The following is a 12,041-nucleotide window of genomic DNA, read 5'->3' on the forward strand; positions in this document are numbered from 1 at the left end:
GCCCTGCCCGTAGATACAATGTGGAGACCGGAGCGATGAAACGCACCTATCAGCCTTCGAACCTGGTTCGCAAACGCCGCCACGGCTTCCGTGCGCGCATGGCCACCAAGGCAGGCCGCAAGATCCTGAACGCACGCCGCGCACGTGGCCGGAAAGAGCTGAGCGCATAAATCGCGCTCACTGCTTGATCCGCGTTGACGGTATGACACCGCCGAAGGCCCCCAAAGACGGCTCTGCCGACGACCGGGACACGCCTTCGGCGGTTTCTGTTTGTCCAGACGGCGCCGAATCCCCGCAAGGGATCGAGGTGCTGACCAAGCGCCGCGAGTTTCTTGCGGCGGCGCGCGCGCGTCGTCAGGGCAGCAAGGGCATGATGGTCCAGGGCCGCAACCGTCGGGATACCGGCGGCATTCGCGTTGGCTTCACCTGTTCAAAAAAGGTCGGCAATGCCGTTGCGCGCAACCGGGCCAAACGCCGACTGCGCGAGGTGGCTCGGATGATTCTGCCCAGTCACGGCCGCCCCGGCTGGGATTATGTTCTCATTGGCCGAGCCAATGAAACCGCCCAGCGCCCGTTCGAAGAGCTGAAGCGCGACCTGATCTACGCCCTGAAGAAGATTCACGGCTGATCCTGTCTGCGGGGCCTTCCCCGGGCCCAACCTGCTTCCTATCTTGATCAACATGACCTTCTTTGCCCGCATCCTTGCCCTGCCCGTGCGCGCCTATCGGCTGATCTTCAGTCCCTGGGTCGGTTTTAACTGCCGGTATCAACCCACCTGCTCGGCCTATGCGCTGGAATCGCTGGAAAAACACGGCGCGGTAAAGGGAACATGGCTGATCCTGCGGCGAATCGGCCGCTGCCATCCCTTGGGCGGAGATGGCTACGATCCGGTCCCGGGCAGCGATCCACAGCACGAGACCGAACAAAAGAGCAAGTCACAGGGTTAAGGGGCTGCTATTCCCCACCCAGCGCCCACGACAGGCACTCTCGGCTCAAAACCTTGTGCCCCGCTTTTTTCTTGGCAAAGCCGTTTTGACAGGCTACGGGGCCGTCATGCTTGATGATGATCTGGACGAAATCCATCCGCTCTTTGCCGGTGCGCCCTCCACCACCGAATTCAAGAAGCTGCGCAAACGCATAGTCCGCTATGCCCGCGAAGCGATTGATCAATACGGCATGGTGGAACGACGCACGGACGGCACCACGCCGCGCTGGCTGGTCTGCCTGTCCGGCGGCAAGGACAGCTACACCCTGCTTGCGGTTCTATATGAACTGAAATGGCGTGGGCTGTTGCCGGTGGACCTTCTGGCCTGCAATCTGGATCAGGGTCAGCCCGGTTTTCCGGCAACGGTTCTGCCGGAATTCCTTGAAAAGATGGGCGTTCCGCACCGCATCGAATATCAGGACACCTACAGTATCGTCGTCGACAAGGTGCCACAGGGGCGGACCTATTGCGCCCTGTGCTCCCGCCTGCGCCGGGGTAACCTTTATAGGATCGCGCGCGAGGAAGGCTGCTCCGCAGTTGTGCTGGGGCATCACCGCGATGACATCCTTGAGACGTTCTTCATGAACCTGTTTCATGGCGGGCGACTGGCTACCATGCCGCCCAAGCTGGTCAATGAAGAGGGCGACCTCTTCCTGTTCCGCCCCCTGGCCCATGTGGCCGAGGCGGATTGCGAGAAATTTGCCAAGGCGATGAACTACCCGATCATCCCCTGCGACCTGTGCGGAAGCCAGGACGGCCTGCAACGCCAGCAGGTCAAACAGATCCTGGATCAGTGGGAATCAAACAGCCCCGGGCGCCGCCAGGTTATGTTCCGGGCCCTGATGAATGCACGTCCTTCGCATCTTCTTGACCCGAAACTGTTCGATTTTGTAGGGTTGAGCGTGAAAAACCCATCAGAAACAGAAGATTTGGACAAGATTCCCGTATTGCGTTAACTCCGCAGTCAGAAGCGGATCATAGTCTTTGCATGCACCCCTGTGCAGAAGGTGAAAGGTCCGCTCATGCCAAAACTCAATTCAGGTCTGCTGACGCACATCCGGAGAAAGATCGCTCCTGCGTTGTTCACGCCTCCTGTCTTGGCGTTTCTGCCTGCCCTGACACTGGCGACCTTCTGGATTGGCGGCGAGGCTGCGCTGCTTTGGGTGGCCCTCGGCCTTCCCATTCTCTTCGCAGCCCTTGGCGGCTTTGACCGCTCACGTAATCGCGGCACACCCCGGGATAGCATCACCGGCATGATGCTGCGCGAAGGGTTCGAACTGGGTGTGCGCGACGTGTTCGAGGACACCTCTGATACCGGGCTGCGCTCGGTGATCTACATCATCGAAATCGACGATTACAAAAACGTGGTGGATCGCTACGGTCAGGAAGCCGGCGATCAGATCATGCAGCGTTGCGGCGACCGCATCGCCAGCACCCTGCGAAATAAGGATATCGTGGCACGGATCGGCGACAGCAAATTCGGCATCTGCCTGACACCCGTGTTGCAGCTGGACCTGGAATCCTGCGTGCAGCTGTCCGGCCGCATGCAGGCCTCGGTCGAAGAACCGATCTCGCTTGATGGCACATCGGTTTATATCTCCTGCTCCATCGGGTTCTGCCTGCGCAGCCGTGCGCCGGGCACCAAACCTTCCGACTGGGTCGCTGCCGCCGCCACCGCGCTGGCCGAGGCGCAGCAAAATGGCCCCTCGGGCATCCGGGTCTATTCCGCAGATATCTATCACCGCACCAAAGCGCGCTGTAATCTGCGCGACGAAGTTGCCGAGGCGCTGGAAACCGGTCAGATCATGCCCTGGTTCCAGCCCCAGATCTCAACGGATACCGGACGAGTGTCCGGGTTTGAGGCGCTGGCCCGCTGGATGCATCCGGTCCGCGGCCTGATCCCGCCGCATACTTTCCTGCCCGCGCTGGAAGAAGCCGGGCTGATGGAGCGGCTGAGCCAGGTCATGCTGTTCCACTCTCTCACCGCCATCAAGGCATGGGACGCGGCTGGTGTGGAGGTTCCCTCTGTCGGGGTGAACTTTGCCACCCAGGAGCTGCGCAACCCCGGCCTTGCCGACAATATCCGCTGGGAACTGGAACGCTTTGGCCTGTCGTCGGACCGCCTGTCGGTCGAAATTCTGGAAACCGTCATGACGGACCAGCCCGACGATGTGGTGACCCGTAATATCGCAGCGCTGAGCGCCATGGGCTGCCGGATTGAGCTGGATGATTTCGGTACCGGCCATGCCTCGATCTCGGCGGTGCGGCGCTTCAATATCTCCCGGATCAAGATCGACCGCTCTTTCGTGATGAAATCGGACCGCGATCCGGAGCAGCAGAAACTGATTGCTGCGATCCTGACCATGGCCGAACGTCTGGACCTGGAAACCCTGGCCGAAGGCGTTGAAACCGTGGGCGAGCACGCGCTGCTGTCGCAACTGGGCTGTGACCATGTTCAGGGCTTTGGCATCGGCCGCCCGATGCCCTTTGACCAGACTCTGGACTGGATCACCGCGCATCAGTCCAAACTGCAGGACGCACCGGCCATTGGACGGCAAAACCCCTGATTTTTTGGATTTCCCGGCGCCGGGGGCGGAATGCCGCCCCTGTTTTCCCGGATTCCGCTTGACCTTTGGGGTCCACCTCTGTTGAACCACACCCTGTCATTCCATGCACGAGGTGGCGGTCCCCAATGGACGATCAGAACAAGAATCTCATTCTCGCAACAGCACTCAGTTTCCTGGTGATCCTTGGGTGGTACAGCTTTTTCCCGCCGCCGGAACCGGAGCCTGCTCCGGAAACCGTGGCGAATGAAACGGCTCCTGCGGGAGACACGGCAGCTGCGCCCGGCGCAGCCCAGCCCGATACCGCAGTCAGCACCCAGCCCAGCGAAGAGGCCCAGGCCCCCGACGCTCCGCGCCTGACCATCGATACCCCGCGCCTGGCGGGCAGTATCTCGCTTCAGGGTGGGCGGATCGATGATTTGGCGCTGAAAGACTACCACGTCGAGCTGGCAGAGGACTCCGACATCGTGCGGGTCCTGTCCCCGGTGGGCGAGGACAATGCCTTTTACGCGCTTTATGGCTGGGCACCGGGCACCGGGCTTGGCTTTGACGATGTTCCGGGCGCCAATACCGTCTGGTCTGCGGACGAAGGCCAGGTTCTGACACCGGACAGCCCGGTGACCCTGACCTGGGACAACGGCAAGGGCCTGACCTTTACCCGTACCGTCGCAGTGGATGAGGATTATCTGTTCTCGGTCACCCAATCGGTTCAGAACGCCACCGGCGCCACCGTGGCCCTGGCCCCTTATGGCACCCTGGCGCGTCACGGCGAACCTGCGAATCTGAAAAACTTCTTCATCCTGCACGAAGGCGTCGTCGGCATGGCCGACGGAGAGCTGGCGGAAATCGACTATGGCGACATGGCCGATTTCGACCCCGATCCGCGTGATGGATCGCGCGCCGAGGTCAAGCAGGTCGAATCCAACGGCTGGCTCGGCTTCACCGACCACTACTGGATGTCCACGCTGATTCCCGAACCCGGTCAGGGCTTCCGCTCGATCGCGAAATACGACGAGCGGCGCGAGATCTACCAGACCGACGTCGTGCTGCCGACCGCGACCCTCGCCGATGGCGAAAGCAGCGAAGTCACCACCATGCTGTTTTCCGGCGCCAAGGAATGGGCGACCATCCGTGGCTACCAAAAAGACGGCATCGAAGGCTTCCTCGACAGCATCGACTGGGGCTGGTTCTTCTTCCTGACCAAACCGATCTTTGCCGTCCTGCACTGGCTGCACGCGATGATCGGCAACATGGGCTGGTCCATTATCGGCCTCACCATCTTCATCAAGATCCTGGTCTTCCCGCTGGCATATAAATCCTATGCCTCGATGGCGAAGATGAAGGAACTTCAGCCGCAGATGGAAAAGCTGAAAGAGCGCGCAGGCGACGACCGTCAGAAGCTCCAGAAAGAGATGATGGAGCTCTATAAGAAGGAAAAGGTGAACCCCGCTGCGGGCTGCCTGCCGATCCTGATCCAGATCCCGATCTTCTTCTCGCTCTACAAGGTGATCTTCGTCACGCTGGAACTGCGGCACGCAGCCTTCTTTGGTCCCTTCCAGGACCTCAGCGCGCCCGATCCGACCTCGTTGATGAACCTCTTCGGCCTGCTGCCGTTCTCTGGCCCCGAGCCCGGAACCATCTTTGCCACCGTGTTCATCGGGATCCTGCCCATCCTTCTGGGTGTGTCCATGTGGCTGCAGCAGAAACTGAATCCGGCGCCCACCGATCCGACGCAAAAGATGATCTTTGCCTGGATGCCTTGGGTGTTCATGTTCATGCTTGGCGGTTTTGCTTCGGGTCTGGTGGTTTACTGGATTGCGAACAACACCATCACCTTTACGCAGCAGTATCTGATCATGCGCAGCCACGGGTATAAACCGGACGTGTTTGGCAATATCAAATCCAGCATGAAACGCGCCCCCAAGACGGAAGACAAATGACAGACACCGTTACAGAGATCTGGCGCCACCCGGTCAAATCACACGGCCGGGAAGCGCTGGAAACGGTAACACTGACCGCCGGGCAGACCATGCCCGGCGATCGTGTTTGGGCGGTGGCGCATGAGGCCTCTACCGCCGATGGCAGCGCATGGGTGCCCTGTTCCAATTTCAGCCGTGGCGCCAAGGCGCCGCAACTGATGGCGATTGATGCCAGCTACGACGAGGCCACCGGCCACGTCACGCTGCGCCATCCCAGCCGGGGCGAACTGACCTTCGACCCCGACGCCGCAGAGGACCTGCCCCGGTTTCTTGATTGGGTGGCCCCGCTGATGCCTGCAGAGCGCGCCGCCTCGGCGCGTATCGTTCGGGTGCCGGGGCGTGGCATGACAGACACCGATTTCCCCTCGGTGTCGCTGTGCAACCTTGCCTCGCACCGCGCGGTCGAGGCGGCGATCGGTCATGAGCTGTCGCCACAACGCTGGCGCGGCAACATCTGGTTCGATCTGGGCACGCCCTGGGTGGAAAACGAATGGCTGGGCCGTCAGGTGCAGATCGGGGAAGCGGTCTTTGCGGTGCGCGAACGCACCCGCCGCTGCATGGCGACAACCGCCAACCCGGCCACCGGCGAACGCGATGCCGAAACGCTGAAGACCCTGAACAGTGCCTTTGGCCATCAGGATTTTTCAGTCTATGCAGAGGTCGTGCGCGGCGGAACTATCCGCCTTGGCGATCTGGTAAAGGTGCTCTGATGCAAATGCAATTTTCCCTGGCCGAAGCGCCGGACGAGGCAACCGCCGAAAAGGGCCGCAAACTCTTTGCTGGCCAGTCCGAATTCCTGAAAGGCGTGGTCGCCATGTCGGGCCTGCCCGAAGCCGACCGGGTCGAGGTCTGCTTTGCCGGCCGCTCCAACGTAGGCAAATCCAGCCTTATCAATGCGCTGACCGGCACCAAGGGGCTGGCGCGGGCCTCCAACACCCCGGGCCGCACGCAAGAGATCAACTATTTCACCCAAGGTCCCGATCTCTACCTCGTCGACCTGCCGGGCTATGGCTATGCCAATGCGCCGCTGGCGGTGGTCGAAAAATGGCAGAAACTGCTGAAACGCTATCTCAGCGGGCGTCAAACCCTGCGCCGCGCCTTTGTGCTGATCGACAGCCGCCACGGCATCAAGAAGGTCGACGACGAGATCATGGCGCTGCTGGACAGTGCTGCGGTGACCTTCCAATGCGTGATGACCAAGGCCGACAAGGTCAAGGCGAAGGATCTGGACAAGGTGATGGAACAGGTGCGTGGTGCCCTGTCCAAACACCCGGCGGCCTATCCTGAAATCGTGATGACCTCATCGGAAAAGGGCGAGGGAATCGCCACGCTGCGCTCGATCATCTCCGGCATCGACTAAGCCGTTCGGCGCCCGTCAGACGTGCTGGGCGCCGTTCACTTCGATCTCCGCCCCGGAGATATATGAGCTACCCTCAGAGCAGAGGAAGTAGATCGCAGAGGCGACTTCCTCGGGCTGGCCCAGACGCTGCATCGGCAGTTTTTCCACGATATGTTCGGTCCCCGGTGACAAGATTGCCGTTTCCACCTCTCCCGGCGCGATGGCATTAACCCGTACGCCGAGCGGGCCGAAGTCATGCGCCATCTCCCGTGTCAGTGCTGCCAAGGCTGCCTTTGACGTGGCATAGGCCGCCCCGGCGAAGGGATGCACCCGGCTGCCCGCGATTGAGGTCACGTTGACCACGGAGCCCTTGGCGGCTGCCAGTTCATCCTTCAGCCCCCGCGCCAGCACCACCGAGGCAAAGAAATTGACGTGGAACACCTTGCCCCATGTCATCAGATCAGTGTCGAGCGTGTTCAGCCGTTCGCCATCAGGCCCTTTGGGGGAAATCCCCGCATTGTTGACCAGTGCATCCAGCCGCCCGTTCAGACGCTCCTGAATGACCCCAACCGCATTAATGGTGTCCGAGGGGTCCGACAGGTCCAGTTGCACGTGATTCTCTTCTCCGCCGCCCCAGGGGCATTCCTGCGGAAACGGGTGGCGGGAACAGGTGATCACCCGCCAGCCTTCGGCATTGAAATGCCGCACGGTGGCATGGCCAATGCCGCGGCTGGCTCCGGTCAGCAAAAGGGTCTTCTGGCTCATTGGGTGGGTTCCGGTCTGAGGGCTCTACGGCCTGACCCTATCATTCCCGCACCGCGCTGCAACGGCGCACTTGGCACAGGGCGCAGAACCGCGTAACACCACTTGCCAGAGGGACCCAGCCATGAAGAAGCAAGATATGAACCGCGATTGGATTGCAACCGCCGAGACACTGTCCAGCGCCCTGCCCTATATGCAGCGCTATGACGGTGCCATCGTCGTGATCAAGCTCGGCGGACACGCCATGGGCAGCGACGAGGCCATGGAAACCTTTGCCCGCGATATCGTGCTGATGCGACAGGTCGGAGTGAACCCGGTCATCGTGCATGGCGGCGGTCCAATGATCAACGCAATGCTGGACAAGCTTCAGATCAAGTCCGAGTTCGTCAACGGCAAGCGGGTCACCGACAAGGCCACGATGGAAGTGGTCGAAATGGTCCTGTCCGGTCTGGTCAACAAACGCATCGTGCAGGCGATCAATGCACAGGGCGGTATGGGTGTTGGCCTGTCAGGCAAGGATGCGGATCTGATCACCTGCGAAGAGACCAACCCGGATCTGGGATTCGTCGGCACACCGGTAGAAATGAATCCAGCGGTGCTGCACCACCTGTTCGAGAATGACATCATTCCTGTCATCGCTCCGATCGGCGCGGGCCGCAACGGCGAGACTTTCAACATCAACGGCGACACCGCCGCCGGGGCGATTGCCGAATCCCTCAACGCTGATCGCCTGCTGCTGCTGACGGATGTGTCCGGCGTGAAAAACGCCAGCGGCGAAGTGGTTACCGAGCTGAAGGCCGCCGATGTCGAGGAAATGACAAAGGCAGGCGTCATCGCAGGCGGCATGATCCCGAAGACGGAAACCGCCCTGTCAGCGGTCCGAAACGGTGTCCGGGCCTGCACCATCGTCGATGGACGGGTGCCGAATGCAGTGCTGCTGGAGCTGTTCACCGATCATGGCGCCGGGTCGATGATCCGGGCCTAACCCGCACGGGTGACATCAAGACAGTATTGAAACCGCCCCTCCCCCGGGCGGTTTTTCTTTGGGATCACGGGTCCAGAGGCTACGTTTGGCTACCATCACCCAGGGAAGCCTATGACATCCGGACCCAGTTATCAGGAGATCGAGCGCGCCGCCAAACACCGCGACCTTGCTGTGCTTGGCGCCCTACACCCGCGCCATAGCCCAGTTCAGGGCCTGACGGGCGGTACCCTGGTCCTCTTGGGCCTTCTGGGGCCGGAATGCTGGCCCCGCATCACCGGCGCGCCTGAGTTCAGCGATGCTGCGGACGATCCGCTGGACCGCTGGTCTGAGCGGATCATCGACGCCTTGGCGACAGATACCGGAGCCACCGCCCACTACCCCTTTGGCGGGCCGCCCTATACGCCCTTCATCAACTGGGCGCTGGCCTCGGGGCGGGCTTTCACATCCCCGTCGCACATGCTGGTCCATGATACGGTTGGCATGATGATCTCGTACCGGGGAGCGCTTCACTTGCAGCAGGAGATCGATCTACCACCGCCTCCTCTGGCGCAGTCCCCCTGCGACAGCTGCGTGGCCAGACCCTGCCTCAGCACCTGCCCGGTACAGGCGTTGGTGGCGGGTGGCCCCTACGGTGTTACCGCCTGCCACAGCCATCTGGACACCCCGGAGGGCGCTCCTTGCCTTGAAAACGGCTGCCTTGCCCGGCTTGCCTGCCCCCTCAGCCAGGGGGCCAGTCGCGACCCGGTGCAATCGGCCCATCACATGAGCTATTTTCACAAGACATGACCTGCACACTTATTCTGACCCGCCACGCTAAATCCGCCTGGGACACCAGCGCCCCCAGCGACCATGCCCGCCCCCTGAACAAACGGGGCCGCGCCTCGGCCAAGGCATTGGGCGACTGGCTGCGGGACATCGATCAGTTGCCGGGACAGGTGCTTTCTTCCTCTTCGCAGCGCACGCGGGAAACCTATCAGCTGATGGATCTCTTCGCACCGGCTGTCTTTACCGAGCGGCTGTTCCACGCCAGCCCGGAGATCATCTTTGAGGTTCTGAAACAGGCCGAACATCCGCGAACCATGATCCTGTGCCACAACCCGGGCATTGCCGCATTTGCCCATGCCATCGTAAGCCATCCGCCAGACCATTCGCGATTTGACGACTACCCCACCGGCGCCACGCTGATCGCCCGCTTTGACATCGACCGCTGGAGCGATCTGACCTGGGGCAGCGGCAAGGTGGTGGATTTCATCGTGCCACGCGAACTTCTGGGCGCCTGAGCCCCCACAATAAGAAAAACCCGCCGGAATATCCGGCGGGTTTCTTATTGGCGCAATGATCGGGAAGATCAGTGACCCAGGATCTGGCTCAGGAAGAGCTGGGTACGTTCGCTTTGCGGGTTATTGAAGAAGGCTTCCGGCTCATTCTGCTCAACGATCTGACCCGCATCCATGAAGATAACCCGGTTCGCCACCTGACGGGCAAAACCCATCTCGTGGGTCACGCAAAGCATGGTCATGCCCTCTTCCGCCAGTTCGATCATGGTGTCGAGCACCTCTTTGATCATCTCGGGGTCAAGCGCCGAGGTCGGCTCATCGAACAGCATGATGCGCGGCATCATGCAAAGCGAGCGCGCGATCGCCACACGCTGCTGCTGACCACCGGACAGCTGGCCCGGGAACTTGTTGGCCTGATCGGGGATCTTGACCTTTTCAAGGAAATGCATCGCCCGCTCTTCGGCTTCCTTCTTGGGCGTCTTGCGAACCCAGATCGGCGCCAGCGTGCAGTTTTCCAGAATGGTCAGATGCGGGAACAGGTTGAAGTGCTGAAAGCACATGCCAACCTCGGACCGGATCTTGTCGATGTTCTTCAGATCCGACGACAGCAGCGTGCCATCCACGGTGATCGACCCCTGCTGGTGTTCTTCCAGCGCGTTGATGCAGCGGATCAGTGTCGATTTACCAGAGCCAGACGGGCCGCAAATCACGATCCGTTCGCCCTCATAGACCGTCAGGTTGATATCGCGCAGCACGTGAAAGGACCCGTACCACTTGTTCATTCCGTCAATGGTGATCGCGACTTTGTCGGATACCTGCATTTGTGAAGTGCCAGTCATGTCTTGGCCTCCTTATCGGTGATCGGTCGCAAGGCGGCGTTCCAGCCATTGCGAGTATTGTGAGATGCCGTAGCAGACGACAAAGAACAGAGCGGCAGCGAAGCCCAGAAGCTCCCAGTAGACGCCATTCCATTCGGTCGAAGCGAGGATCGGTCCGCGGATCATACCCACCAGGTCGAACATCGAGATGACCGACACCAGCGTGGTATCCTTGAACAGGCCCACGGCCACGTTGACGATGCCCGGGATCGAGATCTTCAGCGCCTGCGGCAGGATGATCAGACGCATTGCCTGCGGGTAATCGAGCCCCAGCGAATCCGCCGCCTCATACTGCCCCTTGGGCAGGGCCGCGAGACCACCACGGATCACCTCGGCGATATAGGCCGCGGAGAACATGGTGATCATGATGACCACACGCAGGAACAGGTCCACGGTGGCATCAGGCGGGAAGAAATAGGCCAGCATCACCGACGCCACGAACAGCAGCGTGATCAGCGGCACACCGCGCACGAACTCGATGAAGACCACGCAGATCCATTTGATCAGCGGCATGTCAGACTGACGGCCCAGCGCCAGGGCAATGCCCAGCGGCAAGGACAGCGACACGCAGGTCACACCCAGCATCAGATTCAGCATGAAGCCACCCAGGTCACGCGAAGGCACCGCCGGCAACATCGCATTGTCCGACGCCCCTTCGGGGATCAGCAAGCTGCCCAGCCACCAGATGATCAGGGCTGCAGCAATGCCACCAAAGAAGCCCGCGGCGAAGGAACCCCGTCCATAGATCTGGAACACCACGCCGCCAACGATGAACCCCAGAAGGGCCAGGATCGGCGCCATGATTGTGCCACCCCAGATCAGCCAGAAGGCAATAAAGGGATAGAGCGCGGTGAAGATCAGCATCTTACGCGGCAAATCGAAGAACAGCACTGGCGCAATCGCCACCAGCAGCAGAACCAGCGCCAGGTTCGGGCGCCAGTAGAACTCCGCCGGGTATTTGAACCCGTAAAGAAGCTGGTGCCAGCGTTCGGTCAGAACCGAGAAACAGGCCCCGACCTTGCCATCCAGAACCTCGCGGCACTCATTCAGCGAGTTGGTCGTCCACACGCCATTCACCAGCCAGGGCACGGTGTTCTGCAGGATCATGTAGATCAGGGTCAGCGCCACAAGGGTCAGGATCCCGTTGGGAATGCTGGAGAACAGGTTTTCCCGCAGCCACCTGACCACGCCAGCCTGGCTGGCAGGCGGCGGTGAGGGCGGAATGGTGCCTTCGGCGACAAAGGCAATCTGATGGGTTGTCTTGTCACTCAT

Annotated in this window: 14 protein-coding genes; 11 read left to right on the plus strand and 3 right to left on the minus strand. The window is 61.0% G+C overall.

Going from position 1 to position 12,041, the window contains the following annotated elements:
* Positions 1 to 35 precede the first annotated feature (35 nt).
* From rpmH to yihA, 8 genes are all read left to right on the plus strand, one after another.
* Positions 36 to 170 carry a 50S ribosomal protein L34 gene (gene rpmH, locus SM765_RS20100; protein ID WP_008554144.1) on the plus strand — a complete coding sequence of 45 codons (135 nt, stop codon included), beginning with the start codon at positions 36 to 38 and terminating at the stop codon, positions 168 to 170.
* 32 nt (positions 171 to 202) lie between these two features.
* Complete coding sequence (rnpA, locus tag SM765_RS20105) at positions 203 to 628, plus strand: ribonuclease P protein component (RefSeq protein WP_065271426.1); 426 nt, start codon at positions 203 to 205, stop codon at positions 626 to 628.
* Between the two features lie 52 nt (positions 629 to 680).
* The gene (yidD, locus tag SM765_RS20110) at positions 681 to 947 is read left to right on the plus strand and encodes a membrane protein insertion efficiency factor YidD (RefSeq protein ID WP_274836228.1); all 267 of its coding nucleotides are present in this window, start codon (positions 681 to 683) and stop codon (positions 945 to 947) included.
* Positions 948 to 1,053: 106 nt separating this feature from the next.
* Positions 1,054 to 1,941, plus strand: coding sequence for a tRNA 2-thiocytidine(32) synthetase TtcA (ttcA, locus tag SM765_RS20115; RefSeq protein WP_065271428.1), 888 nt, complete (start codon positions 1,054 to 1,056; stop codon positions 1,939 to 1,941).
* Positions 1,942 to 2,007: 66 nt separating this feature from the next.
* Complete coding sequence (locus tag SM765_RS20120; protein ID WP_065273587.1) at positions 2,008 to 3,552, plus strand: putative bifunctional diguanylate cyclase/phosphodiesterase; 1,545 nt, start codon at positions 2,008 to 2,010, stop codon at positions 3,550 to 3,552.
* A gap of 125 nt (positions 3,553 to 3,677) precedes the next feature.
* The gene (gene yidC / locus SM765_RS20125) at positions 3,678 to 5,489 is read left to right on the plus strand and encodes a membrane protein insertase YidC (RefSeq protein ID WP_065271429.1); all 1,812 of its coding nucleotides are present in this window, start codon (positions 3,678 to 3,680) and stop codon (positions 5,487 to 5,489) included.
* Entirely contained in the window at positions 5,486 to 6,238 is a 753-nt protein-coding gene (locus tag SM765_RS20130; RefSeq protein ID WP_274838669.1) for an MOSC domain-containing protein, read from the plus strand. The genes yidC and SM765_RS20130 overlap by 4 nt, the downstream gene beginning before the upstream one ends.
* Positions 6,238 to 6,888, plus strand: coding sequence for a ribosome biogenesis GTP-binding protein YihA/YsxC (yihA, locus tag SM765_RS20135; RefSeq protein WP_274836224.1), 651 nt, complete (start codon positions 6,238 to 6,240; stop codon positions 6,886 to 6,888). Before SM765_RS20130 ends, yihA begins: the two co-directional genes overlap by 1 nt.
* Before the next feature lie 15 nt (positions 6,889 to 6,903).
* Here yihA and SM765_RS20140 read toward each other — a convergent pair whose 3' ends face one another.
* Complete coding sequence (locus tag SM765_RS20140; RefSeq protein WP_065271432.1) at positions 6,904 to 7,632, minus strand: SDR family NAD(P)-dependent oxidoreductase; 729 nt, start codon at positions 7,630 to 7,632, stop codon at positions 6,904 to 6,906.
* A gap of 121 nt (positions 7,633 to 7,753) precedes the next feature.
* Between SM765_RS20140 and argB the strand changes: the two genes are divergently transcribed.
* The 3 genes from argB to SM765_RS20155 all read left to right on the plus strand — a co-directional run bounded on the left by argB (position 7,754) and on the right by SM765_RS20155 (position 9,894).
* Positions 7,754 to 8,614 (plus strand): acetylglutamate kinase, encoded by an 861-nt coding sequence (gene argB / locus SM765_RS20145; RefSeq protein ID WP_065271433.1) that lies wholly within the window; start codon positions 7,754 to 7,756, stop codon positions 8,612 to 8,614.
* A gap of 111 nt (positions 8,615 to 8,725) precedes the next feature.
* Positions 8,726 to 9,400 carry a ferredoxin gene (locus SM765_RS20150; protein ID WP_274836223.1) on the plus strand — a complete coding sequence of 225 codons (675 nt, stop codon included), beginning with the start codon at positions 8,726 to 8,728 and terminating at the stop codon, positions 9,398 to 9,400.
* The gene (locus tag SM765_RS20155) at positions 9,397 to 9,894 is read left to right on the plus strand and encodes a SixA phosphatase family protein (RefSeq protein WP_065271435.1); all 498 of its coding nucleotides are present in this window, start codon (positions 9,397 to 9,399) and stop codon (positions 9,892 to 9,894) included. The genes SM765_RS20150 and SM765_RS20155 overlap by 4 nt, the downstream gene beginning before the upstream one ends.
* Before the next feature lie 68 nt (positions 9,895 to 9,962).
* Here SM765_RS20155 and SM765_RS20160 read toward each other — a convergent pair whose 3' ends face one another.
* Both SM765_RS20160 and SM765_RS20165 read right to left on the minus strand, forming a co-directional pair.
* Positions 9,963 to 10,712, minus strand: a complete 750-nt coding sequence (locus SM765_RS20160; RefSeq protein WP_082996035.1) for an amino acid ABC transporter ATP-binding protein — start codon at positions 10,710 to 10,712, stop codon at positions 9,963 to 9,965.
* A 30-nt stretch (positions 10,713 to 10,742) separates the two neighbouring features.
* The gene (locus tag SM765_RS20165) at positions 10,743 to 12,041 is read right to left on the minus strand and encodes an amino acid ABC transporter permease (protein ID WP_274834283.1); all 1,299 of its coding nucleotides are present in this window, start codon (positions 12,039 to 12,041) and stop codon (positions 10,743 to 10,745) included.

Origin of the sequence: Pseudophaeobacter sp. 1A09344, from assembly GCF_041008745.1 — a bacterium.
In the GTDB taxonomy this organism is placed as follows: Bacteria; Pseudomonadota; Alphaproteobacteria; order Rhodobacterales; family Rhodobacteraceae; genus Phycobacter; species Phycobacter gallaeciensis_A.